The 25,595-nt window shown below is 69.4% G+C and carries 20 protein-coding genes; 11 read left to right on the top strand and 9 right to left on the bottom strand.

The window, feature by feature from the left end; genetic code table 11:
* Positions 1-2 precede the first annotated feature (2 nt).
* Positions 3-464 (top strand): GNAT family N-acetyltransferase, encoded by a 462-nt coding sequence (locus tag BSL84_RS18040; protein WP_030025767.1) that lies wholly within the window; start codon positions 3-5, stop codon positions 462-464.
* 137 nt (positions 465-601) lie between these two features.
* Here the strand turns inward: BSL84_RS18040 and BSL84_RS18035 are convergent, their stop codons facing one another.
* Both BSL84_RS18035 and dnaB read right to left on the bottom strand, forming a co-directional pair.
* The gene (locus BSL84_RS18035; protein WP_075970734.1) at positions 602-1,987 is read right to left on the bottom strand and encodes a serine hydrolase domain-containing protein; all 1,386 of its coding nucleotides are present in this window, start codon (positions 1,985-1,987) and stop codon (positions 602-604) included.
* A gap of 9 nt (positions 1,988-1,996) precedes the next feature.
* Positions 1,997-3,460, bottom strand: a complete 1,464-nt coding sequence (gene dnaB / locus BSL84_RS18030; protein WP_030025763.1) for a replicative DNA helicase — start codon at positions 3,458-3,460, stop codon at positions 1,997-1,999.
* Between the two features lie 452 nt (positions 3,461-3,912).
* On the opposite strand from dnaB, the gene BSL84_RS18025 reads away from it, so the two are divergent.
* A complete protein-coding gene (locus BSL84_RS18025) occupies positions 3,913-5,250 on the top strand; it encodes an MATE family efflux transporter (protein WP_030025762.1) in 1,338 nt (445 codons plus the stop codon).
* 123 nt (positions 5,251-5,373) lie between these two features.
* On the opposite strand, the gene rplI is transcribed toward BSL84_RS18025, so the two are convergent.
* The 4 genes from rplI to rpsF form a co-directional block, all read right to left on the bottom strand.
* Complete coding sequence (gene rplI / locus BSL84_RS18020) at positions 5,374-5,820, bottom strand: 50S ribosomal protein L9 (RefSeq protein ID WP_030025761.1); 447 nt, start codon at positions 5,818-5,820, stop codon at positions 5,374-5,376.
* An 18-nt stretch (positions 5,821-5,838) separates the two neighbouring features.
* On the bottom strand, positions 5,839-6,075 hold the full coding sequence (gene rpsR / locus BSL84_RS18015; RefSeq protein WP_005315025.1) for a 30S ribosomal protein S18: 237 nt from the start codon (positions 6,073-6,075) through the stop codon (positions 5,839-5,841).
* Positions 6,076-6,117: 42 nt separating this feature from the next.
* Positions 6,118-6,705 carry a single-stranded DNA-binding protein gene (locus BSL84_RS18010; RefSeq protein WP_030025760.1) on the bottom strand — a complete coding sequence of 196 codons (588 nt, stop codon included), beginning with the start codon at positions 6,703-6,705 and terminating at the stop codon, positions 6,118-6,120.
* Positions 6,706-6,778: 73 nt separating this feature from the next.
* Positions 6,779-7,069, bottom strand: coding sequence for a 30S ribosomal protein S6 (gene rpsF, locus BSL84_RS18005; RefSeq protein ID WP_004950685.1), 291 nt, complete (start codon positions 7,067-7,069; stop codon positions 6,779-6,781).
* A gap of 249 nt (positions 7,070-7,318) precedes the next feature.
* Between rpsF and BSL84_RS18000 the strand changes: the two genes are divergently transcribed.
* The 3 genes from BSL84_RS18000 (at position 7,319) to BSL84_RS17990 (ending at position 9,984) form a co-directional block, all read left to right on the top strand.
* Positions 7,319-7,621: a hypothetical protein gene (locus BSL84_RS18000; protein WP_030025758.1), complete on the top strand. Its 303-nt coding sequence runs from the start codon at positions 7,319-7,321 to the stop codon at positions 7,619-7,621.
* Between the two features lie 141 nt (positions 7,622-7,762).
* Positions 7,763-8,881 carry a lipid II:glycine glycyltransferase FemX gene (locus BSL84_RS17995; RefSeq protein ID WP_030025757.1) on the top strand — a complete coding sequence of 373 codons (1,119 nt, stop codon included), beginning with the start codon at positions 7,763-7,765 and terminating at the stop codon, positions 8,879-8,881.
* Positions 8,882-8,952: 71 nt separating this feature from the next.
* Positions 8,953-9,984 (top strand): alanine racemase, encoded by a 1,032-nt coding sequence (locus BSL84_RS17990; RefSeq protein ID WP_030025755.1) that lies wholly within the window; start codon positions 8,953-8,955, stop codon positions 9,982-9,984.
* A gap of 10 nt (positions 9,985-9,994) precedes the next feature.
* Here the strand turns inward: BSL84_RS17990 and BSL84_RS17985 are convergent, their stop codons facing one another.
* Both BSL84_RS17985 and BSL84_RS17980 read right to left on the bottom strand, forming a co-directional pair.
* Positions 9,995-11,455: a glycosyltransferase family 87 protein gene (locus BSL84_RS17985; RefSeq protein ID WP_079273234.1), complete on the bottom strand. Its 1,461-nt coding sequence runs from the start codon at positions 11,453-11,455 to the stop codon at positions 9,995-9,997.
* A gap of 91 nt (positions 11,456-11,546) precedes the next feature.
* On the bottom strand, positions 11,547-14,138 hold the full coding sequence (locus BSL84_RS17980; protein ID WP_037660452.1) for a transglycosylase domain-containing protein: 2,592 nt from the start codon (positions 14,136-14,138) through the stop codon (positions 11,547-11,549).
* 275 nt (positions 14,139-14,413) lie between these two features.
* Here BSL84_RS17980 and BSL84_RS17975 point away from each other — a divergent pair, with 275 nt between their 5' ends.
* From BSL84_RS17975 to BSL84_RS17965, 3 genes are all read left to right on the top strand, one after another.
* Entirely contained in the window at positions 14,414-15,016 is a 603-nt protein-coding gene (locus BSL84_RS17975) for a PadR family transcriptional regulator (protein ID WP_030025751.1), read from the top strand.
* Between the two features lie 49 nt (positions 15,017-15,065).
* Positions 15,066-16,148: an inositol-3-phosphate synthase gene (locus BSL84_RS17970; RefSeq protein ID WP_030025750.1), complete on the top strand. Its 1,083-nt coding sequence runs from the start codon at positions 15,066-15,068 to the stop codon at positions 16,146-16,148.
* A gap of 105 nt (positions 16,149-16,253) precedes the next feature.
* On the top strand, positions 16,254-17,522 hold the full coding sequence (locus tag BSL84_RS17965) for an MFS transporter (protein WP_030025749.1): 1,269 nt from the start codon (positions 16,254-16,256) through the stop codon (positions 17,520-17,522).
* 68 nt (positions 17,523-17,590) lie between these two features.
* Here the strand turns inward: BSL84_RS17965 and BSL84_RS17960 are convergent, their stop codons facing one another.
* Positions 17,591-19,057 carry a CCA tRNA nucleotidyltransferase gene (locus BSL84_RS17960; RefSeq protein WP_075970732.1) on the bottom strand — a complete coding sequence of 489 codons (1,467 nt, stop codon included), beginning with the start codon at positions 19,055-19,057 and terminating at the stop codon, positions 17,591-17,593.
* A gap of 186 nt (positions 19,058-19,243) precedes the next feature.
* Here BSL84_RS17960 and BSL84_RS17955 point away from each other — a divergent pair, with 186 nt between their 5' ends.
* The 3 genes from BSL84_RS17955 (at position 19,244) to BSL84_RS17945 (ending at position 25,568) form a co-directional block, all read left to right on the top strand.
* A complete protein-coding gene (locus BSL84_RS17955) occupies positions 19,244-21,508 on the top strand; it encodes a DUF6049 family protein (protein WP_030025747.1) in 2,265 nt (754 codons plus the stop codon).
* Between the two features lie 46 nt (positions 21,509-21,554).
* Complete coding sequence (murJ, locus tag BSL84_RS17950; protein ID WP_075970731.1) at positions 21,555-23,729, top strand: murein biosynthesis integral membrane protein MurJ; 2,175 nt, start codon at positions 21,555-21,557, stop codon at positions 23,727-23,729.
* Positions 23,730-23,846: 117 nt separating this feature from the next.
* A complete protein-coding gene (locus BSL84_RS17945) occupies positions 23,847-25,568 on the top strand; it encodes a protein kinase family protein (RefSeq protein ID WP_030025745.1) in 1,722 nt (573 codons plus the stop codon).
* The last annotated feature ends 27 nt before the right edge of the window (positions 25,569-25,595 follow it).

The raw sequence follows: 25,595 nt of genomic DNA, 5'->3' as shown, positions 1-25,595 counted from the left end.
TCATGACCGACTCACCCGAACTGGTGATCCGGCCCGCCACCGAGGCGGATCTGCCCGCCATCGTCGCCATGCTGGCCGACGACCCGCTCGGTGCCACCCGCGAGTCCCCGGAAGACCTCGCCCCGTACCGCACGGCACTGGAGCGTCTCACCCGTGACCCGAACCAGCACCTGGTCGTCGCTGTGCGGGCCGACCGGGTCGTGGGCACCCTCCAGTTGACGATCGTTCCCGGCCTCTCCCGCAAGGGCTCCACCCGCTCCATCATCGAGGGCGTCCGCGTCCATGCGGACGAGCGCGGCGGCGGGCTGGGCACCCGCTTCATCGAGTGGGCGATCGAGAAGTCCCGTGCCGAGGAGTGCGCACTCGTCCAGTTGACGTCGGACGTGACCCGGACCGACGCCCACCGCTTCTACGAACGCCTCGGGTTCACGGCGTCGCACGTCGGATTCAAGCTCCAGCTCTGACCTGCCCACCGCAGGCCGAGCCGGACCTCGGCGCCGCGGCCACCCGTCTGCCCGCCTGGGCGGGCGACGCTCGCGTCACCCCGCGCTTCCGGACCCCGATGGAGCGTGAGCTCGTCGGATGAGGCAGGAGCGGGCCGTCAGCCGATGCCGCGCCAGCCCTGCGGGTCGACCCCGCCGGGCACCGGGGCTCCGGCGTCGTACGGCTCCCTGGTGAACACGAAGGACGCCAGATCGAGGTGGCTCACCGAACCGTCCTCGCGGCGCACCGCCCGCAGGGTCTCCCCCGTGTAGTACCCGGACAACCCGGTCCAGCTGCCGTCCGGCTCCGCCCGGAACCGGGCCGTACGCCCCGCTCCGCCGACCGGCGCCAGCTCCAGAGAGCCGTCCGCGACCAGCCGCACCACCTGGGCCGAAGTCCCCCAGTACCAGGGGCCGCACACGTCAAGAGGCACCTGTTCGGCCTCCTTGAACGGCCGCCACGGCGGTGGGAAGGGGGGCTCCGCGTCCGCCACGATCCCGACGAGGTCGGCTGCCACGGCCGTGGGAGCCGGCCCCGAAGTGCAGTTGGCCAGCACCACCGCCGCCACGTCGTCCGCCTCGCTCAGCCACATCCCCGCGACGAAGCCGGGCAGCGATCCGCTGTGGCCCACCAGCCGGCGCGCACCGTGGGCCATCAGCTGCATCCCCAGCCCGTAGCCGAGATCGGCGAAACCGGGCTCGGGCGGCGCTGCCGGCCGCCGCATCTCCCGTACGGACTCCGCGCTCAGGACGCGGTCGTCGCCGCGCAGCAGGAAGTCGGCGAACCGTGCGAGATCCCGGGTCGTGGACCACAGCTGCCCGGCCGCGGCCATCAGGCCCAGGTCTTCGAGCGGTTCGGGCATCATCACGTCGGCCCACGGATGGACCGCCCAGCCGCCCGCGTGCGGGGCCTGCGGACGTCCGCTCGTACGGTCCAAGCCGAGCGGTTCCAGCACCTCGGCTCGCAGGACCTCTTCCCATGGCCGGCCGCGCAGTGCCTCCGCCAGCGAACCCAGCAGGGTGTAACCGGGGTTGGAGTAGTGGTGCCTGCTGCCCGGGGTGAGCTTGAACGGGTCCTCGCCCAGCACGTCGGCGAGCTCGGGCCGCAGCGTGCCGGGGGTCCGCTCCCACCACTCGCCGGGGGTCTCCGCCGCCAGCCCGCCGGTGTGGGACAGCAGTTGCGCGATGGTCACCCGGCCGGCCGCGGTCCCCGGGAGGTGCTTGTCCAGCGGGTCTTCGAGCTTCAGAAGCCCTTCGTCCCGCAGCCGCATGACGAGGACGGCGGTGAAGGTCTTGCTGATCGATCCGATCCGGTACTGGACGTCGCCGTCCGGGCCGTGCCCCTCCACGGAGGTCCGGGAGCCCTCCCAGACCACCTCTCCGCCGCGGAGTACGGCCGCCACGACCGACGGTGCTCGGCCCGTGCTCTGCGCGACGGCGATCCGGTGCCTCAGCGCACGACGGGTGGTGGGGAGCAGTTCACGGTCCTCGGCAAGCTCATCCATGATCGGATGCTACGTGTTGGCCATGTCCACGAAACGCGAATAGTGGCCCTGGAAGGCCACGGTGATCGTCGCGGTGGGGCCGTTTCGGTGCTTGGCCACGATCAGGTCGGCCTCACCGGCGCGGGGGGACTCCTTCTCGTAGGCGTCCTCGCGGTGCAGCAGGATCACCATGTCGGCGTCCTGCTCGATCGAGCCGGACTCTCGCAGGTCGGAGACCATCGGCTTCTTGTCGGTCCGCTGCTCCGGACCACGGTTCAGCTGGGAGAGCGCGATCACCGGGACCTCCAGCTCCTTCGCCAGCAGCTTGAGGTTTCGGGACATGTCCGAGACTTCCTGCTGACGGCTCTCGGGGCGGCGCGAGCCACCGGACTGCATCAGCTGGAGGTAGTCGATGACCACGAGGGAGAGATCGTTGCGCTGCTTGAGGCGGCGGCACTTGGCCCTGATCTCCATCATCGACAGGTTGGGGGAATCGTCGATGTAGAGGGGGGCGGCGGAGACGTCGGGCATCCGGCGGGCCAGCCGGGTCCAGTCGTCGTCCGTCATCGTGCCCGAGCGCATGTGGTGCAGCGCCACCCTGGCTTCCGCCGAGAGCAGGCGCATGGCGATCTCGTTGCGCCCCATTTCGAGGGAGAAGATGACGCTGGGCAGGTTGCTCTTGATGGAGCAGGCCCGGGCGAAGTCCAGCGCCAGGGTGGACTTGCCCATGGCGGGGCGGGCGGCGATGACGATCATCTGGCCCGGGTGCAGGCCGTTGGTCAGCGAGTCCAGATCGGTGAAGCCGGTGGGAACGCCGGACATCTGCCCGCTGCGCGAACCGATGGCCTCGATCTCGTCGAGCGCGCCCTCCATGATGTCGCCGAGCGGCAGGTAGTCCTCGGAGGTCCGCTGCTCGGTGACGGCGTAGATCTCCGCCTGGGCGCTGTTGACGATCTCGTCGACGTCGCCGTCGGCCGCGTACCCCATCTGCGTGATCTTCGTACCCGCGGCGACCAGGCGGCGCAGGACGGCCCTCTCGTGGACGATCTCGGCGTAGTACTCGGCGTTCGCCGCCGTCGGCACGGACTGGACCAGCGTGTGCAGGTACGCGGCGCCGCCGACCTTGCTGATCTCGCCACGCCGGGTCAGCTCGGCGCCCACCGTGATCGGGTCGGCCGGCTCTCCCTTGGCGTACAGGTCGAGGATGGCCTGGTAGATCGTCTCGTGCGACGGCCGGTAGAAGTCGTGGCCCTTGATGACCTCGACGACGTCTGCGATGGCGTCCTTCGAGAGCAGCATGCCGCCGAGCACCGACTGCTCGGCGTCGAGGTCCTGCGGAGGGACGCGCTCGAAGCCGCTTCCACCGCCGTCCCAGGAGCCGCCTTCGCGACCGCGGTCGTGCTGCTCGTCGCCTCGGCCTCGGCCGTCGGCGTTACGGCGCGGACGAGCGGGCAGACGGTCGCTCGGACCGCTGTCGGCCCAGGGGTCGTCCATGGGCTCGGGCATACTCACCGGGCCGCCTCCTCCCGTCCGCAACGCGGACCTCGCCGTGCGACTCTTTCTACGACACGGCTCTGACTTTCGGGGCGCCCGAAACCGCTGTCGGCGAGTCGGGCAACGCCCCACGGTAGGGCCGGGAGCGGCGTCAGCCAATCTTGTTATCCACAGGGTCTGTGGATGAGATGTGGATGACGGGGCCAATGCTGTGGGTAACTCCCCGGAAGCTGTGCACGGACCGGGGGACGAAGCTGTGGACAAAATCACCCGAGGCACCCCTACACCCCGTCTGAGCTGGCATTTCTCCTTCCACCGGCGGCCGTCGCGAAAATTGTTCGGCGCGCTGTCGAGAACGCCTCCAACGAGGCGGGGAGAACCCGCAAGTCAGCGCACACGTAAGGATCCATATGCTGTTGCATCTATTACCTGTGGAAGATTAGATTGGTCGCATGACACAGGCCCTCGCAGCACCCACGGCGGGGCCGAGACGGCACGATCGAGAGATCTTCGCTCTCGCGGTCCCCGCCTTCGGCGCCCTCGTCGCGGAGCCCCTCTTCGTGATGGCCGACAGCGCCATCGTGGGACACCTCGGCACCCCCCAGCTGGCCGGCCTCGGCATCGCCGCCGCCTTCCTCACCACCGCAGTGAGCGTCTTCGTCTTCCTCGCCTACGCCACCACCGCGGCTGTCTCCCGCCGGGTCGGCGCGGGCGACCTTCCAGCGGCCATCCGGCAGGGCCTGGACGGCATCTGGCTGGGACTGCTGCTCGGCGTGGCCGTCATCGCCGTGGTGCTGCCCGCAGCCCCGTCCCTGGTCTCCCTTTTCGGCGCCTCCGACAGCGTCGCTCCCCACGCGATCACCTATCTGCGCATCTCCGCCCTCGGCATCCCCGCGATGCTCGTGGTGCTGGCGGCCACCGGGGTGATCCGCGGCCTTCAGGACACCCGTACGCCGCTGTACGTCGCGATCGGAGGCTTCACCCTCAACGCGGGTCTGAACGTCGCGCTCGTCTACGGTGCCGGCCTCGGCATCGCAGGCTCCGCCTGGGGCACGGTCCTCGCCCAGTGCGCCATGGCGGCCGCCTACCTGTTCGTGGTGGTGCGGGGGGCCCGTCGGCACGGTGCCTCCCTGCGTCCCGATGCCGCCGGGATCCGCGCCTGCGCCCATGCGGGGACGCCACTGCTGGTCCGTACGCTGTCCCTGCGTGCCATCCTCATGATCGCGACGGCGGTGGCGGCCCGGCTGGGCGACGCCGACATCGCGGCCCATCAGATCCTGCTGTCCCTGTGGAGCCTGCTCGCCTTCGCGCTGGACGCCATCGCGATCGCCGGCCAGGCGATCATCGGCCGCTACCTGGGCTCGGGCGACACGGACGGCGCCAAGGCCGTCTGCCGCCGGATGGTGCAGTGGGGGATCGCGACGGGCATCGTGCTCGGCCTGCTGGTGGTGCTGGCCCGCCCGGTCTTCATCCCGCTGTTCACCAGCGATCCGGCCGTCGAGGACGCCCTGTTGCCCGCCCTGTTGGTGGTGGCCCTCTCCCAGCCCGTGTCCGGCATCGTCTTCGTGCTGGACGGAGTCCTGATGGGGGCAGGCGACGGCCGCTACCTGGCCGGGGCCATGCTCGTGACGCTTGCCGCCTTCGCCCCGGCCGCACTGCTCGTCCCGGCCCTGGGCGGCGGGCTCACGATGCTCTGGTGGGCCATGACCTTGATGATGCTGGTCCGGATGGTCACCCTCCAGCTGCGTGCCCGCTCCGGCCGATGGGCGATCGGTGGGGCCACCCGGTAGGTGTTTCACGTGAAACATCGCCCCGGCGGCGTGCGTTTCACGTGAAACATCGCCTGCCGAGTGACCGGGACAGGAACGACGAAGGGCCGCACCCCGAGGGGTGCGGCCCTTCGTGCGCAGCCCTTAGGCGGCGACGACCTCGATGCCCACGTTCGCGGCCACGTCGCTGTGCAGACGCACGGAGACCTGGTACGAACCGAGGGTCTTGATCGGGGAGCCCAGCTCCACGCGGCGCTTGTCGACCTTCGGGCCACCGGAAGCCTCGATCGCCGTGGCGATGTCGGCCGGGGTCACGGAGCCGAAGAGACGACCGGCGTCACCCGCGCGGGTGGCCAGACGGACCTTGACACCTTCGAGCTTGGCCTTGACCTCGTTGGCCTGCTCGATGGTCGCGATCTCGTGGATCTTACGGGCGCGGCGGATCTGCGCCACGTCCTTCTCGCCACCCTTGGTCCAGCGGATCGCGAAACCACGCGGGACCAGGTAGTTGCGAGCGTAACCGTCCTTGACGTCGACGACATCGCCGGCGGTACCGAGGCCAGAGACCTCGTGGGTCAGGATGATCTTCATTAGTCGGTCACCCTTTCCTTATCGCGCGGTGGACGTGTAGGGCAGCAGCGCCATCTCACGGCTGTTCTTCACGGCCGTGGCGACGTCACGCTGGTGCTGCGTGCAGTTGCCGGTAACGCGGCGGGCACGGATCTTGCCGCGGTCGGAAATGAACTTCCGCAGCATGTTCGTGTCCTTGTAGTCCACGTACGCGGTCTTGTCCTTGCAGAACGCGCAGACCTTCTTCTTAGGCTTGCGCACAGGCGGCTTCGCCATTGTGTCTCTCCTGTGTGATCAAGAAGTTTGGATGGAGCTGCCCTAGAAGGGCGGCTCGTCCGAGTAGCCACCGCCGGAGCCGCCGGAGCTTCCGCCCCAACCGCCCCCGCCGCCGCCCTGCTGCTGGCCGCCGGCCGGCGCACTGGACGCCCACGGGTCGTCGGAGGGAGCTCCGCCGCCCTGCTGGCCGCCGCTGGGGGCTCCGCCCCAGCCACCGCCGCCGCCCTGCTGCTGACCGCCGCCGTATCCGCCCTGGCCACCGCGACCGGTGGTCTTGGTGACCTTGGCCGTGGCGTTCTTCAGGCTGGGGCCGACTTCCTCGACGTCCAGCTCGTAGACCGTGCGCTTGACACCCTCACGGTCCTCGTAGGACCGCTGCCTCAGCCGGCCCTGCACGATGACGCGCATGCCTCGCTGGAGGGACTCGGCGACGTTCTCCGCCGCCTGCCGCCACACCGAGCAGGTCAGGAACAGGCTCTCGCCGTCCTTCCACTCGTTGGTCTGGCGGTCGAAGGTGCGGGGGGTGGACGCGACACGGAACTTCGCGACCGCCGCACCCGAGGGGGTGAAGCGCAGCTCGGGGTCGTCGACGAGATTGCCGACGACCGTGATGACGGTCTCGCCTGCCATGGATGAACCTCTCGGCGGGGATTGCTGCTGGGCTGCTGTGGCTACTCGATCCCGATTACCGCTGAACCGGAGTTCAGTGGGTCTCGGGGCGAAGGACCTTGGTCCGGAGAACCGACTCGTTCAGGTTCATCTGTCGGTCAAGCTCCTTGACGACCGCAGGCTCGGCCTGAAGGTCGATGACCGAGTAGATGCCCTCGGGCTTCTTCTTGATCTCGTAAGCGAGACGACGACGGCCCCAGGTGTCGACCTTCTCGACCTTTCCGTTGCCCTCACGGACGACGGAGAGGAAGTTCTCGATCAGCGGGGAGACAGCGCGCTCCTCAAGATCGGGGTCGAGGATGACCATCACTTCGTAGTGACGCATGTGGAACCCACCTCCTTTGGACTCAGCGGCCACGGTCGTTCCGTGGCAGGAGGGTCGTGATGCGTGAGCACGGCGTCCGCAGAGCAGACACCGCGCAGCTGTACAGACTACCTGCTCGCGTCCTTCCGGTTGAAATCCGGCAGAGGAGGGCCACAATCTGTATCCATCGGGTGTGCTCGGTGCTATGCCCCCGGCCCCCTGCCGGAGGCAGCCGCAGCACCGCCAGCTTCAGCCAGGAGGTGCCTTCCGATGGCACAGGCAATGCGGCCCCCTCAGATCTCCCTGCTCTCCACCGACGGAAAGCCCCATCCGCTGCAGGACGCCCTGATGGCGGTCACCCTGACGCTCGGCGTCGTGGCGTTCGTCACGGCCTTCTTCCACAACCTGCACCTGATCAGCTCGTGGGCGGGGCTGATCGGAATCCTGACCGGCGCCTACGGACAGTTCGTCTCCGTCACGACACGCGAGCGCTTCGCGCTGATCATCGGCCTTGGCGCGTCTGCCATCGGCTTCTACCTCGGCATGTTCCACGGCGGCCTCTTCGGAAGCTGACCGGGCTGCCCGGGACACCTCCTCGGCAGGGCGCCGGCCGCACTCCGGCCCGGGCGCACGGCCCGTCCCCCAGAAGGGTGGCGCCCCTGTCGCAGTAGGCTTCGCGCCATAGCCAGCGAAGCCGCCGAGGAGACGCCCCGCATGAGCCTGTCCCTGAGGACCATCAGCCGAGAGCAGCATCTGGGTTACCTCCAGAGCCTGCCCTCGGCGAGCCACTGCCAGGTCCCGGCGTGGGCCGACGTCAAGAACGAGTGGCGTTCCGAAAACCTCGGTTGGTTCAACGAATCCGAGGAACTCGTCGGAGCGGCGCTCGTGTTGTACCGGCAGCTGCCCAAGGTGAAGCGCTACCTCGCGTACCTCCCCGAGGGGCCGGTCATCAACTGGTACGCCCCGAACCTGGAGGAGTGGCTCCAGCCCATGCTGGCCCACCTCAAGCAGCAGGGCGCCTTCACCGTGAAGATGGGCCCGCCCGTCGTCATCCGCCGCTGGAACTCGGCCGCCATCAAGGCCGGCATCCAGGACCCCAACGTCAAGCGGCTGCGCGACGTGGAGGCCTCGGTGATCGAGCCGCGCGCCTTCGAGGTGTCCGACAAGCTGCGCCGCATGGGCTGGCAGCAGGCCGAGGACGGCGGCGCCGGCTTCGGCGACGTCCAGCCCCGCTACGTCTTCCAGGTGCCGCTGGCCAACCGCTCGCTGGACGATGTCCTCAAGGGCTTCAACCAGCTGTGGCGCCGCAACATCAAGAAGGCGGAGAAGGCCGGTGTCGAGGTCGTCCAGGGCGGCTACGACGACCTGCCGACCTGGCAGCACCTCTACGAGATCACGGCCGAGCGCGACAAGTTCCGCCCTCGCCCGCTCAGCTACTTCCAGCGCCAGTGGACGGCCCTCAACTCCGAGGACCCCAACCGGATGCGCCTGTACATCGCCACGCACGAGGGAGAGCCGCTGGCCGCCGCCACGATGCTCACCGTCGGCCAGCACGTCTGGTACTCCTACGGCGCCTCCGCCAACCACAAGCGCGAGGTCCGGCCGTCGAACGCGATGCAGTGGCGGATGCTGCGCGACGCGTACGCGCTCGGTGCGAGCGTCTACGACCTGCGCGGAATTTCTGACACGCTGGACGAGAACGACCACCTGTTCGGTTTGATCCAGTTCAAGGTCGGTACGGGCGGCGAAGCCGTGGAGTACGTCGGCGAGTGGGACTTCCCGCTGAACAAGGTGCTGCACAAGGCGCTCGACATCTACATGTCGCGGCGCTGACCGATTCCACCCGCTTTCCCCACACAGTCCCGCTGCACCGCGCAGCTTCCCAGGAGAGGTCCCGGACGGGCATGGCGCTCACGCTCTACGTCGACACCGCGCGCTGGCGTGCGCACCAGAAGCAGGTCCAGGACCAGTTCCCCGGGATGATCCCGGTCTGCAAGGGCAACGGCTACGGCTTCGGCCACGAGCGGCTGTGCGAGGAGGCGACCCGGATGGGCGCCGACGTACTGGCCGTCGGCACGACGTACGAGGCCGCGAGCATCAAGGACCTGTTCGGCGGCGACCTGCTGGTCCTCACCCCGTTCCGCCGGGGCGAGGAGCCGGTGCCGCTGCCGGACCGGGTCATCCGCTCGGTGTCCTCGCTGGAGGGGGTCCGCAGCCTGGTCGGTGCCCGTGTGGTCATCGAGTGCATGAGCTCGATGCGCCGCCACGGGATCTCCGAGCAGGACCTGGGCCAGCTGCACGGCGCGATCGAGGACGTACGGCTGGAGGGCTTCGCCCTGCACCTGCCGCTGGACCGCCCCGACGGCTCGGACGCCGTGGAGGAGGTCATCGGCTGGATGGACAGGCTGCGCGCGGCCCGGCTGCCGCTGCACACGATGTTCGTCAGCCACCTGCGGGCCGAGGAGCTGGCGCGGCTCCAGCAGCAGTTCCCGCAGACCCGCTTCCGGGCGCGGATCGGCACCCGGCTGTGGCTGGGCGACCACGAGGCGACCCAGTACCGCGGCTCGGTGCTCGACGTCACGCGCGTGGCCAAGGGGGACCGCTTCGGGTACCGCCAGCAGAAGGCCGCTTCCGACGGCTGGCTGGTCGTGGTCGCCGGCGGTACCTCGCACGGTGTGGGCCTGGAGGCCCCGAAGGCGCTGCACGGTGTGATGCCGCGCGCCAAGGGCGTCGCCCGGGCGGGTCTGGCCACGGTCAACAGGAACCTGTCGCCGTTCGTGTGGGCGGGCAAGCAGCGCTGGTTCGCCGAGCCGCCGCACATGCAGGTGTCGATCCTGTTCGTGCCCGCCGACGCGGCCGAGCCGAAGGTCGGCGACGAGCTGGTGGCGCACCTGCGCCACACCACCACGCAGTTCGACCGCGTGCTCGACGCCTGAGCCGCCCCGGTCAGTGACCGGGGCCGGCGCCCCAGTCGACCCGCTGTCCCTCCAAGGGCGTCGCGTACCGCGGCGCCCTCGCCGCGTCGGACAGCACGAACACGTCCTCGGCCCCGTCCAGGACGCCGCCGGAGGGGTCGTCCGAGCCGTCCCGGCGGACGACGTCGCGCTCCGGGAGGAGGATGTCGCGGACGATGACGGCGCACAGGTAGAGGGTGGTCAGCAGGTGGGCGGCGATCGCCAGCTGGTAGCCCTCCACGGGCAGGCCCTGGTGCTTGTCCCCGCTGTTGATGTACGCGAGGTAGAACCAGATTCCGAGGTAGTAGGCGACCTCGCCGGCCTGCCAGATCAGGAAGTCGCGCCAGCGCGGCCGGGCCAGTGCGGCGAGCGGGATGAGCCACAGCACGTACTGCGGTGAGTAGACCTTGTTGCACAGGATGAAGGCCGCGACGACCAGGAAGGCCAACTGGGCGAAGCGGGGGCGGCGGGGCGCGGTCAGGGTGAGCAGTCCGATGGCCCCGCAGAGCAGGAGCGTCAGCCCGGTCGCGTAGGTGTTGGCGTCGTGCAGGTGGTTGCCCGAGCGCTGGGAGATCAGCAGCCAGACGGAGCCGAAGTCGATGGGCCGCTCCTGGCTGAAGGTGTAGAACTTCGTCCAGCCGTCCCAGGCGTAGAGCATGACGGGCAGGTTCGCCGCCAGCCAGGCACCGGCCGCGCCCAGGACCGCGCCGCCGAAGGCACGCCACTTCCCGGCCCGCCAGCAGAGCACGAACAGGACCCCGAGCAGCAGGACGGGGTACAGCTTGGCGGCGGTGGCCAGGCCGATGAGGACGCCGAAGAGGACCGTGCGCCCGCGGGACCACATGAGCATCCCGGCGGCGGTCAGGGCGATGGCCAGCAGGTCCCAGTTGATCGTGGCCGTCAGGGCGAAGGCGGGCGCGAGGGCGAAGAGGAGGGCGTCCCAGGGGCGGCGGCGGTGGGTGCGGGCGACGCACACGGCGATGACCGCGGCGCACGCCATCAGCATGCCCGCGTTGACCATCCAGTACATCTGCTCGCGGTGCTGCATGGAGCCGCTGCCGGGGGTCAGCCAGGAGGCGATCTCCATGAAGAGCCCGGTGAGCACCGGGTACTCCAGGTACTCCATGTCGCCGGGCAGCCGGTCGAAGTAGGGCGTCAGGTTGTCGGCGAAGCCGCGGACCGCGTACAGGTGCGGGATGTCGGAGTAGCAGGCGTGGGTGTACTGCGAGGTCGCCCCGCGGAACCACGCCCAGTCGTAGCAGGGGATCTTCTGCACCATGCCGATGGCGAACATGCCGATGGCGATGAGGGCCACGACGCGCACCGGTCCCAGCCAGTGCCCGCCGAGCCTGGCGTAGCGGCCGAGCGGGCCGCCGATGAGCTCACTGCCGGCTGCGGCGACCTCGTCCTGCTGTGTGGGCAGTACGGGGCGGTCCTCGTGCACCTTCGTCATGGGGGTCATCCTGCCGTACGGGGCCTGGCATGGAGGAAGGCCGCCGCACGGTGCGTGCGACGGCCTTCCCGGGCCGGCGGGGCTGCGGGGATCAGTCCTGCGTGGTGTCGGTGCCGCTGGTGGTCGATCCCGTCAGGCCGCCCGGGCGGCCGGGTCTGCCGCTGGGCGACGGGGACGGCGATCCGCTGGGCCCGCCGATGATCCCGGAGGTGCTGCCGCTGTTCGTGCCTCCGTCGGTGGTCCCGCGCGTGGTGTCCGGGTCGCAGTACAGCTCCCACGGCTTGCACGGACGGCCGCCGCCCTTGGAAGGCGACGGAGACGGCGGGGGCGTGGTCGGCGGAAGCGACGACGGGGACGTCGACGGCGTCACGGGTGCCACGGGGGTGGGAGAGGGGGCGCCGGCGGAGTCGGCCTTGACGCCGATGTCCTCGGCCTCGGGGAACTCGGTGACCGGCTTGCCCTTGAGGGCCTCACCCATGTACTCGGTCCAGATCTCGGCCGGGATGTCGCCACCGTGGAGGGAGGGGATGTCACCCACGCCCTTCATGGAGATCAGCTCCTTCTCCGCCGAGTTGGGGTCGGTGCGGAAGAGGACCACGGAGGTGGACAGCTCCGGGGTGTAGCCGACGAACCACGCCGACTTGTTCTCGTCGGTGGTACCGGTCTTGCCCGCTGCGGGACGGCCCAGCTTCTTGGCCTTCTTGCCGGTGCCGTTCTCGACGACGTTCTGCAGCACCTCGGTGACGTTGTCGGCGACCGCGTTGTCCATGGCCCGCTGGGCCTTGGGGGCCTCGAAGCCGGACAGCTTCTCGCCGTTCTTCTCGACCGCGATCACGGAGTAGGGCTCGTGGTGCGTTCCGGAAGCGGCGAAGGTCGCGTACGAGTCGGCCATGCGGATGGCGCTGGGGGTCGAGGTGCCCAGGGCGAAGGAGGCGTCGGCGTTCGGGTTGATCGACTCCTCCAGGATGCCCGTGGCCTTCGCCACGTTCCTGACCTTCTCGTGGCCGACGTCGAAGACCAGCTGGGCGAAGGGGACGTTGATGGACTTCTCCATCGCCTCGTTGAGGGTCACGTACCCGAAGGGGGTGGGGCTTTCGTTCTTCTGCCGGAACGGGTTGCCCGAGGCGTCGCGCAGCGGCTTGCCCTCACGGTTGTTGATCACGGTGAGGTCGTTGGCCTGGTACTTGCTGTCGACCGAGATGCCCTTGCCGTTCGAGTTCTGGGTGCCGTACTCCATGGCCGCGGCCAGCACGTACGGCTTCCAGGTCGATCCGACCGGGACGCCGCTGGTGTTGGCGTTGTTGCTGAAGTACTTCTTGTCCCAGCCGGGGCCGCCGTACAGGGCGACGAGCGCACCGGTCTTGACGTCCACGGAGGCGGCGCCGAACTGTACGAAGGTGTCGGTGTCGGGACGCTTCTTCTCGTCGATCAGGCCGGCGCGGATGTCCTCGACCGCCTTGGTCATGGCCTCCACCTTGGGCTTCTCGAAGGTGGTCTTGATCCGGTAGCCGCCCAGGGCCATCTGCTCGGCGGTGATGCCCTTGGTCTTCATCACGTACGCCTTGGCCGTGTCGACCAGGTAGCCGATCTGGCCGGTCATACCGCGGGCCTGCTCCGACTCGACGAGCGGGGGGAAGTCCTTGTACTTCGCCCGCTCCGCCGCCTCCATGCGGCCCACCTCGACCTCGCGGTCCAGTACCCAGGCCCAGCGCTTCCTGGCGCGGTCCCCGTTGAGCTCGGGGGTGGCGGCGGCGCCGATGCCGCCGTCCGGGTTGTAGAGGTTGGGGCCCTTCAGCACGGCGGCCAGGAACGCGCATTCGGAGGGGTTCAGGTCCTGGCTGTCCTTGCCGAAGTAGGCGCGGGCCGCGGCCTGGATGCCGTAGGCGTCCCGTCCGTAGTAGGCGGTGTTCAGGTAGCCGGCGAGGACGGTGTCCTTCTCCTCGGAGACACCGAGCCTTATCGCGATGAAGAGCTCGGTGACCTTTCGCTTGAGCGTCTGGTCGGAGTCCAGGTAGGTGTTCTTCACGTACTGCTGCGTGATGGTGGAGCCGCCCTGGGTGGAGCCGCCCGTGCCCATGTTCCAGACGGCTCGGGCGATACCCATCGGGTCCACGCCCTTGTCCGTCTCGAAGGACTCGTTCTCCGCCGCGATGACGGCGTCCCTCATCGACCGGGGGATGCTGGAGATGGGGACGATCTGCCGGTTCATCGAACCGCCCGTCGCCACCATCTGGGTGCCGTCGGCCCAGTAGAAGACGTTGTTCTGTGCCTTGGCGGCCTTGTTCGGGTCAGGGGTGCTGACCATGGCGATACCGATGCCGGCACCGGCGATGATGACCGCGAAGAAGCCGAGGGCGGTGCCGGAGACGAGCTTCCAGGAAGGCACGAAGCGCTTCCAGCCGTCCCTGTCGGACCGCGGGTAGTTGATGAACCGCTTGTCCTGGCCGGCGCCGCGCGCGCTCCCCGTGGCGCCTCTGCCTCGGCCCGAGGACCCTCTCTGCGCCGCCCGGCGGGCGTCGGCGCGGCTGCCGTGGGGCTGCTGTGCGTACGGGCCGCTGTGTGACGCCGTGGGGACGTCACGTCCGGCCGGGGCACCCCTGCCGGGGCGCTGCTGGGCGGCGCGGCGGGCCGATGCCCGCCCCCCGCCCTGGGGCTGCGGCGGTTTGCGGCGGTGCTCGCTCATCGAACGACTACTCCTCGGGCAGGCGAGTGGCCTGGAAGCGGCAGATGAATTCCGGTTCCCCCCGGTGTCATGGCGCACAGACTACGCACGGTCAAAACCCGCCCAGTGCCGAAGTTCACCCCAAATCAGGCAACCTGGCTGGTGCGAATCGGTGATGTGATGCCGGTCACCATGTCTCCCCTTGTCGATGAAGGCGGCCCGTTCTATCGTCTGGATGTATCGAGTCGATACATCAGCTCGGCATAAAGACTCAGGGGTGGAGGAGAGGCAGGCGGATGAGCAGACGCTCCGGCATCCTCGAATTCGCCGTCCTCGGCCTGCTCCGCGAATCCCCCATGCACGGCTATGAGCTGCGCAAGCGGCTCAACACCTCGCTGGGAGTGTTCAGAGCCTTCAGCTACGGGACGCTCTACCCCTGCCTCAAGACACTCGTCGCCAACGGCTGGTTGATCGAAGAACCGGGCAACGCCCCGGAAGACGCTCTCGCCGCTTCACTCGCAGGGCGCCGAGCCAAGATCGTCTACCGGTTGACGGCCGCGGGTAAGGAGCACTTCGAGGAGCTCCTCTCCCACACGGGCCCCGAGACCTGGGAGGACGAGTCCTTCGCCGCCCGCTTCGCCTTCTTCGGCCAGACCGAACGAGACGTGCGGATGCGGGTACTGGAGGGCCGCCGCAGCCGGCTGGAGGAGCGCCTGGAGAAGATGCGCGCCTCCCTCGCCCGAACGCGGGAGCGCCTCGACGACTACACGCTTGAGCTGCAGCGGCACGGCATGGAATCCGTGGAGCGCGAAGTGCGCTGGCTGAACGAGCTCATCGAGAGTGAGCGGGCGGGACGGGATCGGAGACGATCAGGTCCGTCCGACGAAACCGAAAAATGAGGCCTGCATCTTGCAGGCCTCGTCCGAGAACAAACAGGGAGCAACCGGAATGGGTTCGGTTCGCGTAGCCATCGTCGGCGTGGGCAACTGCGCCGCCTCGCTGGTGCAGGGCGTCGAGTACTACAAGGACGCCGACCCGGCGTCCAAGGTCCCCGGGCTGATGCACGTCCAGTTCGGCGACTACCACGTGCGTGACATCGAGTTCGTCGCCGCGTTCGACGTCGACGCGAAGAAGGTCGGCCTCGACCTTTCGGACGCCATCGGCGCCAGCGAGAACAACACCATCAAGATCTGCGACGTCCCGAACACCGGTGTCACCGTCCAGCGCGGTCACACCCTGGACGGCCTGGGCAAGTACTACCGCCAGACGATCGAGGAGTCCGCCGAGGCTCCGGTCGACGTGGTCCAGGTCCTCAGGGACCGCCAGGTCGACGTCCTGATCTGCTACCTGCCCGTCGGCTCCGAGGACGCGGCGAAGTTCTACGCGCAGTGCGCCATCGACGCCAAGGTCGCCTTCGTCAACGCCCTCCCGGTCTTCATCGCCGGCACCAAGGAGTGGGCCGACAAGTTCACCGAGGCCGGTGTCCCGATCGTCGGCGACGACATCAAGTCGCAGGTCGGCGCCACCATCACGCACCGCGTGATGGCGAAGCTGTTCGAGGACCGCGGTGTCCGTCTTGAGCGCACCATGCAGCTCAACGTCGGCGGCAACATGGACTTCAAGAACATGCTTGAGCGCGACCGCCTTGAGTCGAAGAAGATCTCCAAGACGCAGGCCGTCACCTCGCAGATCCCCGACCGCGAGCTCGGCGACAAGAACGTCCACATCGGCCCGTCCGACTACGTCGCGTGGCTCGACGACCGCAAGTGGGCCTACGTCCGCCTCGAAGGCCGTGCCTTCGGCGACGTCCCGCTCAACCTTGAGTACAAGCTTGAGGTGTGGGACTCCCCGAACTCCGCCGGTGTCATCATCGACGCCCTGCGCGCCGCGAAGATCGCCAAGGACCGCGGTATCGGCGGCCCGATCCTGTCGGCCTCCAGCTACTTCATGAAGTCCCCGCCGGTCCAGTACTTCGACGACGAGGCCCTGGCCAACGTCGAGAAGTTCATCAAGGGCGAGGTCGAGCGCTAGTCGAAGCCGGCCGGTCCGGTCCACGACCGGACTTCGGCTGTTCTTCCGCGGAGGGTCCCCGGGCAATGCGCCCGGGGACCCTCCGCGTATGTGACCCTTTCCCTCATGCCTGTCGTACGTGATCTGCGCGTACTCCTGCGCCTGAGGGACTTCCGCAACCTGCTCGCCGTACGGCTGCTCTCCCAGGCGGCGGACGGCGTGTACCAGGTCGCGCTCGCCACCTATGTCGTCTTCTCCCCCGAGAAGCAGACCTCGCCGGCGGCCATCGCCTCGGCCATGGCGGTTCTGCTGCTCCCCTATTCGGTGATCGGCCCCTTCGCCGGGGTGCTGCTCGACCGCTGGCGCCGCCGTCAGGTCTTCCTCTACGGCAACCTGCTGCGGGCCTTCCTGGCCTGCATCACCGCCGTGCTGATCGTCGCGCACGTACCCGACTGGCTGTTCTATGCCTCGGCGCTGTCCGTGACCGCCGTCAACCGCTTCGTACTGGCAGGCCTGGCCGCGTCACTGCCCCGCGTCGTCGGAGCCGGGCAGCTGGTCACCGCGAACGCTCTCTCCCCCACCGCGGGAACCCTCGCCGCCGTGGCCGGCGGCGGGCTGGCCTTCCTCGTGCGACTGCTCGCCTCCGGCTCCAACGCCCTCGTCGTGCTGCTCGGAGCCTGTCTCTACCTCTGCGCCGCCCTGGTCTCCCTGCGCCTCGCCATCGGACTGCTCGGCCCCGACCACCGCCCGGGGCATGTCCATCCCTCGCCGGCCGAGGGCATCGCCCTCACCGTGCGGGGCATGGCCGAAGGCCTCCGCCACCTCGCCGGCCGGCCCAGGGCGGCCCGGGCGCTCACGGCGATGACCATGATGAGGTTCTGCTACGGCGCCCTCTTCGTCATGCTGCTGATGCTCTGCCGCTACGCCTGGTCGGACAGCGAGGCCGAAGGACTCGCCCTCCTGGGCATCGCGGTCGGCGCCTCAGGGGCGGGCTTCTTCGCGGCCGCCGTCGTGACCCCATGGGTGGTGGGGCGGCTGGGCACCCTCGGCTGGATCACCGCCTGCGCCGCAGGCTCCGCCGTCCTGGTTCCGGCTCTGGGTCTGTTCTTCGCCCCGGGACCGATGCTGGTCGCCGCGTTCGTCCTCGGCCTCGCCACCCAGGGCGCCAAGATCTCGACCGATACCGAAGTGCAGTTCCGGGTGGACGACGACTACCGCGGCCGGGTGTTCTCGGTCTATGACGTGCTGTTCAACATCGCCTTCGTCGGGGCGGCAGCCGTGGCCGCCCTCATACTCCCCGCCGACGGGCGGTCCGTGGTCCTGCTCGTCTGTGTGTCCGTCCTCTACGCCCTGACCGCGGTGATGCTCGGTCGGCGCAGCCGATGTTTCACGTGAAACATCGGCCATCCCCGGTCCGCTGGTGCCGATGTTTCACGTGAAACATCGGCACCAGCGCTCCCGACTCAGGTCTGGGCCGCCCACCACTCCTTGAGGGCGGCCACAGCCGCGTCGTGTCCCATCGGGCCGTTCTCCAGCCGCAGCTCCAGCAGGAAGGCATAAGCCTTGCCGATCACCGGCCCCGGGCCGACGTCCAGGACGCTCATGATCTCGTTGCCGTCCAGGTCGGGCCGGATCGCGTCCAGCTCCTCCTGCTCCTGGAGCTGTGCGATGCGCTGCTCCAGCCCGTCGTAGGTACGGGACAGCGCGTTGGCCTTGCGCTTGTTGCGGGTGGTGCAGTCGGACCGGGTCAGCTTGTGCAGGCGGTCCAGCAGCGGCCCGGCGTCACGGACGTAGCGCCGCACCGCGGAGTCGGTCCATTCCCCGTCGCCGTAGCCGTGGAAGCGCAGGTGCAGCTCGACCAGCCGGGACACGTCCTTGACCATGTCGTTGGAGTACTTCAGCGCGGTCAGCCGCTTCTTGGTCATCTTCGCGCCCACCACTTCGTGATGGTGGAAGGAGACCCGGCCGTCGCTCTCGAAACGGCGGGTGCGGGGCTTGCCGATGTCGTGCAGTAGGGCGGCCAGCCGGAGCACGAGGTCCGGGCCGGCCTCCTCCAGCGCGATCGCCTGCTCCAGCACGATCAGCGAGTGGTCGTAGACGTCCTTGTGCCGGTGGTGCTCGTCACTCTCCAGCCGCAGCGCGGGCAGCTCGGGCAGCACCCGGTCGGCCAGCCCGGTGTCCACCAGCAGCCCCAGACCCCGGCGCGGGTTGGCCGACAGGATCAGCTTGTTCAGCTCAGCCTGGATCCGCTCCGCAGAAACGATCTCGATCCGCTCGGACATCGCCTTCATCGCCGCCACGACCTCCGGGGCGACCTCGAAGTCCAGCTGCGCCGCGAACCGCGCTGCCCGCAGCATGCGCAGGGGATCGTCCGAGAAGGAGTCCTCGGGGGTCCCCGGAGTGCGCAGCAGGCCGGCGGCCAGGTCCTCCAGGCCACCGTGCGGGTCGATGAACTCCTGCTCCGGCAGGGCCAGGGCCATGGCGTTGACCGTGAAGTCGCGGCGCACGAGGTCCTCGTCGATCGAGTCGCCGTAGGAGACCTCCGGCTTGCGCGAGGTGCGGTCATACGCCTCGGAGCGGTAGGTCGTCACCTCGATCTGGAAGTTCCGCACAGCGTCTCCGACGCGTGCGCTCTTCTGGGCGCCGACGGTACCGAAGGCAATCCCCACGTCCCAGACCGAGTCGGCCCACGGACGGACGATCTTCAGGACGTCCTCGGGGCGGGCATCGGTGGTGAAGTCGAGATCGTTGCCGAGACGCCCGAGCAGCGCATCGCGGACGGATCCACCGACCAGGGCGAGGCGGAAGCCCGCCTCCTGGAACCGGCGGCCGAGCTCGTCGGCGACAGGAGCGACCTGCAGCAGTTCACTGACCGCGCGGCGCTGCACCTGACTCAGGGCACTGGGGTTGTCTTCGTTGGCGTTCGGCACAACAGAAAAGGGTACGTGCCCGGCCTACCAGGGACCGCCTCGTTTATCGGCAGCCCCGGTACGCGGCCGCCGCAAGGCTGAGCCGATCATGTGGAGCAAGGTGCGGCACTCGCACACAGCGCACCTCGTTACCATTCGTGGACGCACGAAAGACGACCACTGACACTTCTAGGAACGGGCTAGCGCGTGGCCGAGGCGGCAGACATCCAAGGGGCGTCCCCCGCCCCTGTCCGGCGCCGGTGGCTGCGGCGCGCGATCGTCCTGCTCGCCGGGACTCCCGTGCTGGCCGCCCTCGTCTATGCCCCCGCCCCGCCGGCCGAGGCGGCCCCCGCCTCCTCGGTCGACGTCCAGCTGGTCTCGATGGCGCCCAGCGCCCCGGTGAAGGGTGACACCCTCACCATCCAGGGCACCGTAGTGAACACCGGCTCCGAGACGATCACCGACGCGCATGTCGGCCTGCGGGTCGGCCCCGCGCTCACGGACCGGTCCTCCATCGACGAGACCGCCGACCGCCACGGCTTCCGGGCCGGCACCGATCCCGGCGAGATCGACTCGGCGTACGCGGTGAAGATCGCCTCCCTGCCCTCGAAGGTCACCCAGGACTTCACCCTCACCGTCCCGGTCAACAAGCTCGAACTCGACAAGGACGGCGTCTACCAGCTCGGTGTCTCGCTGTCCGGGGTCACCGACAGCAGGCCGTCGGAGCAGGTGCTGGGGATCAAGCGGACCTTCCTGCCCTGGCAGCCTGAGGCCGCCGCCAAGCGCTCCCAGCTGACCTACGCCTGGCCCCTGATCTCCACCACCCGGGTCACGGCGGAGACGGGCTCCGACGAGCTCCAGACACCGGTCTTCCTCGACGACTCCCTCTACGAGGAGATCAAGCCGGGCGGCCGCCTGCAGCAGATGGTCGCCCTCGGCAAGGACCTGCCGATCACCTGGGTCATCGATCCCGACCTGCTGTACACGGTCGACGCGATGACCAAGGGGTACCGGGTCCGCGGCGCCAACGGGAAGACCGTCCAGGGCAAGAACAAGGCCGCCGCCGAGCAGTGGCTGAGCTCCCTGGAGGCGGCCGTCCAGGGCAAGAAGGTCGTCGCCCTGCCCTTCGCCGACCCCGACCTGGCCTCCCTGGCCCACCACGGCAAGGACGTCTCGGGCACCCTGGGCCAGCTGCGCCCGGCCACCGACAAGGCGAAGCAGGCCGTCGAGACCGTCCTGCACGTCCCCGCGTCCACCGATTTCTCCTGGCCCGTGAACGGCGCCATCGATCCCTCGATCGTGAACGTGGCCACCTCTGCCGGCGCCCACAACGTCCTGACCCGCAGCGACAGCCTCGTGGAGAGCGGTGCCCTCGGCTACACGCCGTCGGCCGCCCGGCCCATCGGAGCCGGTACCACCGCCGTCGTGGCGGACGCCGAGCTGTCCACCGCGTTCGAGGGCGACATGCTGAGCGCCGGAAGCTCCACGCTCGCCGTGCAGCGCTTCCTGGCCCACAGTCTCGCCCTGAACCTGCAGAAGACCGACGAGCCGCGCAGCTTCGTCGTGGCTCCGCAGAGGATGCCCACGGTCAGCCAGGCGCAGACGATGGCAGCCGCCATACGCGGCCTCCAGGGGGGCCGCTGGACGCAGCCCGCGGACCTGGAAGCAGCGGCCGCCGCCAAGCCCGACCCGGGTGCCACCACCCAGGTGCCGGGCGCCGGCCAGTATCCGGACGACCTGCGCAAGCAGGAGCTGCCGGTGTCGGCCTTCGAAAAGATCCGCACCACGCAGAACACGCTGGACCATTTCAAGGTGATCCTCGCCGCGCCCGACCGCGTGGAGATCCCCTTCGGCAACACGATCAACCGGGAGATGTCGACCTCCTGGCGGGGCCGTGCCGACGAAGCCGGCCTCTACCGGGACCAGGTGCAGGAATACCTGCTCGGTCTCACCGAGAAGGTCAAGGTCATCCCCAAGTCCGACGCCACCCTCTCCGGACACAGCGCCACCATCCCGGTCAGCGTCCAGAACAGCCTCGTGCAGGACGTCCACGACCTGGTCCTGCGGGTGAAGTCAGCCAACCCGTCCCGCCTGATGTTCAACGGCAGCGGCCAGGCGGAGCAGCAGGTCACCGTCCAGGGCGACCACACCCAGACGGTGAAGTTCCCCGCCAACGCCACCGCGAGCGGGCCCGTCGAGGTCACCGCGCAGCTCTTCACCAAGGACGGCGTCCCCTACGGCAAGGAACGACGGTTCACGGTCGAGGCCACCGAGATCACTCCCACCGTGATGCTCGTGATCGCCGGCGGTGTGCTCCTCCTGGTCCTGGCAGGCATCAAGATGTACGCCAGCCGCAAGCGTGTCGCGGCGCGTGCCGCCGCCGAGGAGAGCACGCAGCCGAGTGACGAGTCCCCGGACACCGAACCGCAAAGCACCGAGGGGTCCGGCACGAGTGAGACAGTGGACCGTTGAGCGATGCCGTGGCCGGTCGGCCTGGGGACGATGAGGTGGGGTTTCGATGAACGCGCCGTACGACGGTGACCGCGCGCAGGGCACTGGCGGGCCTGCGCCCTCCCAGGGCACTGCCCCGGGCACCCCGGTGCCCGGGCAGGTCCCCGCGCCTGCGCCCGCGCCGGACCACGACCCGTATGTCCAGGACGCCTACGAGTACGACCCGTACCGGTCCCAGGACCTGTCCGCCCAGGACCCCGTCGGCGAGGTCCTCTACGACCGTGCCGCGCACCCGCCGCCGCCCCCCGGCACCTTCCAGGAGCCCGGTCCGCTGTACGCGGCGCCCACCGCACCCGTGTACTCCCCCGACCCGCGCGTCTGGGCCCAGACCCCGCCGCCCGAACCGGACGGCCCCTCCCGGCACCTGCCGTACGGCGACCGCGCCAGCACCACCGAGTTCGTGGGTGTGGACTCGCTCGTGACCCGGGCCGCGGAGGAACAGCCCGAGCCGGACGCCTTCGCGCACCTCTACCGGGACCAGGAGGCGGCTCCCCGCCCGCCCGCCGAGGACGCTCCCGTCGCCGCCCCGGCACCGGCCAAGCCGGCCGGACGCGCGGCGAGCCTGCTCAAGTCCAGTGCGCTCATGGCCGCCGGCACGATCGTCTCCCGCATCACCGGCTTCCTGAGAACCCTGGTCATCGCCGCGGCGATCGGCGTCGGCACCTTCAACGACACGTACCAGATCGCCAACACGCTCCCCACGATGATCTACGTGCTGGTCGGCGGTGGCGCCCTCAACGCCGTCTTCATCCCGCAGCTGGTCCGCGCGATGAAGAACGACGACGACGGGGGAGAGGCGTACGCCAACCGGCTGCTGACCCTCGTCGTGGTCCTGCTGGCCGGCATCACCACCATCTGTGTCCTGGCCGCACCGGTGTTCATCACGATGATGTCGCCGAAGATCGCTTCCGACCCTCAGCAGATGGACGTGGCCGTCGCGTTCGCGCGCTACTGCCTGCCCACCATGTTCTTCATGGGCGTGCATGTGGTGCTCGGTCAGATTCTGAACGCCCGGGGCCGCTTCGGCGCCATGATGTGGACCCCGGTCCTCAACAACATCGTGGTCATCGCCACCTTCGGCGCCTTCATCTGGGCCTTCGGCGGCTTCACCACCTCCGGGGTCAACGCCACCACGGTCACCTCCGAAGGCGTCCGCCTGCTGGGTCTGGGCACCCTGCTCGGCCTGACCGTCCAGGCACTCGCGATGCTCCCGTACCTGCGCGACGCCGGGTTCAGGCCGCGCCTGCGCTTCGACTGGAAGGGCCACGGCCTGGGCAAGGCCGCCCGCCTGGCCAAGTGGACGTTCTTCTTCGTCTTCGCCAACCAGGTCGGCCTCGTCATCGTCACCCAGCTCGCCACGTGGGCCGGTTCGGTCGCGGAGAAGCAGGGCCACCCCGGTACCGGCATCACCGCCTACAACTACGCGCTGCTGCTGTGGCAGATGCCGCAGGCGATCATCACCGTCTCCGTCATGACCGCCGTCCTGCCCCGCATCTCCCGCTCCGCCCACGACGGGGACGCCGCCGCGGTCCGCGACGACATCTCCTACGGACTACGCACGTCGGCCGTCGCGATCGTGCCCTGCGCCTTCGCCTTCCTCGCGCTCGGCGTCCCGATGGCCACCCTGCTCTACGCGGGCTCCGGCGCCGGCGCCCAGAACATCGGCTACGTCCTGATGGCCTTCGGCCTCGGACTGATCCCCTACTCCGTCCAGTACGTCGTCCTGCGCGGCTTCTACGCCTACGAGGACACCCGTACGCCCTTCTACAACACCGTCATCGTCGCCGCCGTCAACGCCGCGGGCTCGGCGATCTCCTTCTTCGTACTTCCCGCCCGCTGGGCGGTCGTCGGCATGGCGGCCTCGTACGGTCTCGGCTACGCGGTGGGTGTCGGTGTGGCCTGGCGCCGCCTGCGGACCCGGCTCGGCGGCGACCTCGACGGCGCCCACGTGATGCGTACCTACGCCCGCCTCACCGGCGCCTGCGTCCCGGCCGCCGCGGTGGCCGGAGCGGTCGCGTTCGGAGTCACCCAGTGGCTGGGCAGCGGAGTTCTCGGTTCCGCCACCGCCCTGGTCGCGGGCGCCGTCGCCCTGGCAGCGGTGTTCCTCATCGCCGCCAAGCGGATGCGGATCGAAGAGCTCAACGCGATGGTCGGGATGGTCCGAGGACGTTTGGGGCGCTGATGCGCACAACCGTCGCCCCCTTTCGTGTGTCGTGCATAGCGTCGGACTGTGGGCACAATTGGCATGGCTTCGCAGACTGGCCTACAGCGCGCAACGGATGGGGAGGCGGGAACGACGGTGGCGGAACGTAGCACGGCTGCCGTCGACGTGGCTGACAACGACGGCGACGAGCCGTCTGCCGCTCAGGCGGCACAGGCCACGTCCGACGGGGTGGACACCCAGAACGGACGAGCCGCGGACGGACCCATGCCCGAAAAGGACGGCGAACGCACGAACCCGGCCTCCACGGCCGCACCCGAACTCCACAGCGGCCACAAGCTCGCCAGACGCTACCGGCTGGAAGAGTGCGTCACCCGTGTGGACGGATTCAGCAGTTGGCGCGCGATGGACGAGAAGCTGCGCCGCGCCGTGGGTGTGCACCTGATGCCCGCCGACCACTCGCGGGCTCGCTCCGTCCTGGCCGCCGCCCGCTCGTCCGCCCTCCTCGGCGACCCGCGGTTCGTCCAGGTGCTCGACGCCGTGGAGGAGAACGACCTCGTCTACGTCGTCCACGAGTGGCTGCCCGATGCCACCGAGCTCACCGCTCTGCTCGCCGCGGGCCCGCTGGAGGCCCATGAGGCCTACCAGCTCGTCAGCCAGGTCTCCCAGGCGATGGCCGCCGCGCACCGCGAGGGCCTGGCCCACCTGCGGCTTACGCCGAGCGCGATACTGCGTACATCCACGGGCCAGTGGCGCATTCGCGGCCTGGCCGTCAACGCGGCGCTGCGCGGCATCACCAGCGAGACCCCGCAGCGTGCCGACACCGAAGCCATCGGCGCCCTGCTGTACGCCGCCCTGACGCAGCGCTGGCCGTACGAGAGCGACGCGTACGGCCTCGCCGGCCTGCCCAAGGGGGTCGGCCTGATCGCCCCCGACCAGGTCCGCGCAGGCGTCCACCGGGGCCTGGGCGAGCTCGCCATGCGCGCGCTCGCCAACGACGGGGCCACCGCCTCCCGCCAGGAGCCGGCCTGCACCACCCCGGAGGAACTGTCCAAGGCGGTGGCGGCGATGCCCCGCATCCGGCCGCCGGAGCCCGCGTTCACGGCTCCGCCGGAGTACCAGCACACCACCTACCAGCAGGGCAGCTACGGCCGCACCACGCCTCCCGGTGTGACCACCGTCCAGAGCATGCCCGTCGCGCCCCCGCCGCCGCCCCTGCAGAGCCGTACCGGCCGCGCGCTCAAGTGGGGTGTCGCCGCCCTGCTCATCGCCGCCCTCGGCCTGGGCAGCTGGCAGCTGGCCGACACCCTCCTGGAACGCGGCACCCAGAAGGGCAACAGCGGCACCACCAACACCACCAAGCCGGGCACGGACGACAACCCGAAGGAGACCGTGCCTGCGGAGGCCCTGAAGATTCGAGACGCCTCCGTTCTCGGGGGTTCGGTGAAGCCGGCATTGGCCCCGAAGACCATCGACGGTGATCAGGAATCCGCCTGGATCACCCCCGAGTACTACAACTACGCCAACTTCGGACGCCTGGAGCAGGAGAACGACGGCAGCGGAATCATCGTCGACCTGGGCGAAGTCAGGGACGTGTCGGGGCTCGACGTCGACATGTACGTGGGGGGGCAGACGGTAGAGGTGCTCGCCGCAGCCCCGGAGGCCACGAGCCCAAACTCCGTCGCCGCCTTCGCCCAGCGGATCACCAAGCTGGAGCGGACTGACAAGAAGCTCCAGCCAGCGCTGGAGAAGCCGATCCGCACGCGCTATGTGCTGATCCATGTCACGGAGCTGCCCGCTTCCGGTGGGGGATATCGCGGCGGGATCAGTGAGATCAAGGTGCTCGGCCCCGCGTCATGAGCACATGCGCCTCGGCTGCACGCGGCG

It is taken from the genome of Streptomyces sp. TN58 (assembly GCF_001941845.1).
Taxonomy (GTDB): Bacteria; Actinomycetota; Actinomycetes; order Streptomycetales; family Streptomycetaceae; genus Streptomyces.
Note: the sequence above shows the minus strand (reverse complement) of the source record. Positions and strands in the feature narration are given on the sequence as shown.

Bases quoted from the DNA above. Each gene is read 5' to 3' on its own strand.
- BSL84_RS17965 (WP_030025749.1), top strand. From the start codon at position 16,254: ATGCCTGTCGTACGTGATCTGCGCGTACTCCTGCGCCTGAGGGACTTC.
- murJ (WP_075970731.1), top strand. From the start codon at position 21,555: ATGAACGCGCCGTACGACGGTGACCGCGCGCAGGGCACTGGCGGGCCT.
- rplI (WP_030025761.1), bottom strand. From the start codon at position 5,820: ATGAAGATCATCCTGACCCACGAGGTCTCTGGCCTCGGTACCGCCGGC.
- rpsR (WP_005315025.1), bottom strand. From the start codon at position 6,075: ATGGCGAAGCCGCCTGTGCGCAAGCCTAAGAAGAAGGTCTGCGCGTTC.
- BSL84_RS18010 (WP_030025760.1), bottom strand. From the start codon at position 6,705: ATGGCAGGCGAGACCGTCATCACGGTCGTCGGCAATCTCGTCGACGAC.
- BSL84_RS17995 (WP_030025757.1), top strand. From the start codon at position 7,763: ATGAGCCTGTCCCTGAGGACCATCAGCCGAGAGCAGCATCTGGGTTAC.
- BSL84_RS17980 (WP_037660452.1), bottom strand. From the start codon at position 14,138: ATGAGCGAGCACCGCCGCAAACCGCCGCAGCCCCAGGGCGGGGGGCGG.
- BSL84_RS18040 (WP_030025767.1), top strand. From the start codon at position 3: ATGACCGACTCACCCGAACTGGTGATCCGGCCCGCCACCGAGGCGGAT.
- BSL84_RS17990 (WP_030025755.1), top strand. From the start codon at position 8,953: ATGGCGCTCACGCTCTACGTCGACACCGCGCGCTGGCGTGCGCACCAG.
- BSL84_RS17985 (WP_079273234.1), bottom strand. From the start codon at position 11,455: ATGACGAAGGTGCACGAGGACCGCCCCGTACTGCCCACACAGCAGGAC.
- BSL84_RS18025 (WP_030025762.1), top strand. From the start codon at position 3,913: ATGACACAGGCCCTCGCAGCACCCACGGCGGGGCCGAGACGGCACGAT.
- BSL84_RS17970 (WP_030025750.1), top strand. From the start codon at position 15,066: ATGGGTTCGGTTCGCGTAGCCATCGTCGGCGTGGGCAACTGCGCCGCC.
- BSL84_RS18035 (WP_075970734.1), bottom strand. From the start codon at position 1,987: ATGGATGAGCTTGCCGAGGACCGTGAACTGCTCCCCACCACCCGTCGT.
- rpsF (WP_004950685.1), bottom strand. From the start codon at position 7,069: ATGCGTCACTACGAAGTGATGGTCATCCTCGACCCCGATCTTGAGGAG.
- dnaB (WP_030025763.1), bottom strand. From the start codon at position 3,460: ATGGACGACCCCTGGGCCGACAGCGGTCCGAGCGACCGTCTGCCCGCT.
- BSL84_RS17975 (WP_030025751.1), top strand. From the start codon at position 14,414: ATGAGCAGACGCTCCGGCATCCTCGAATTCGCCGTCCTCGGCCTGCTC.
- BSL84_RS18000 (WP_030025758.1), top strand. From the start codon at position 7,319: ATGGCACAGGCAATGCGGCCCCCTCAGATCTCCCTGCTCTCCACCGAC.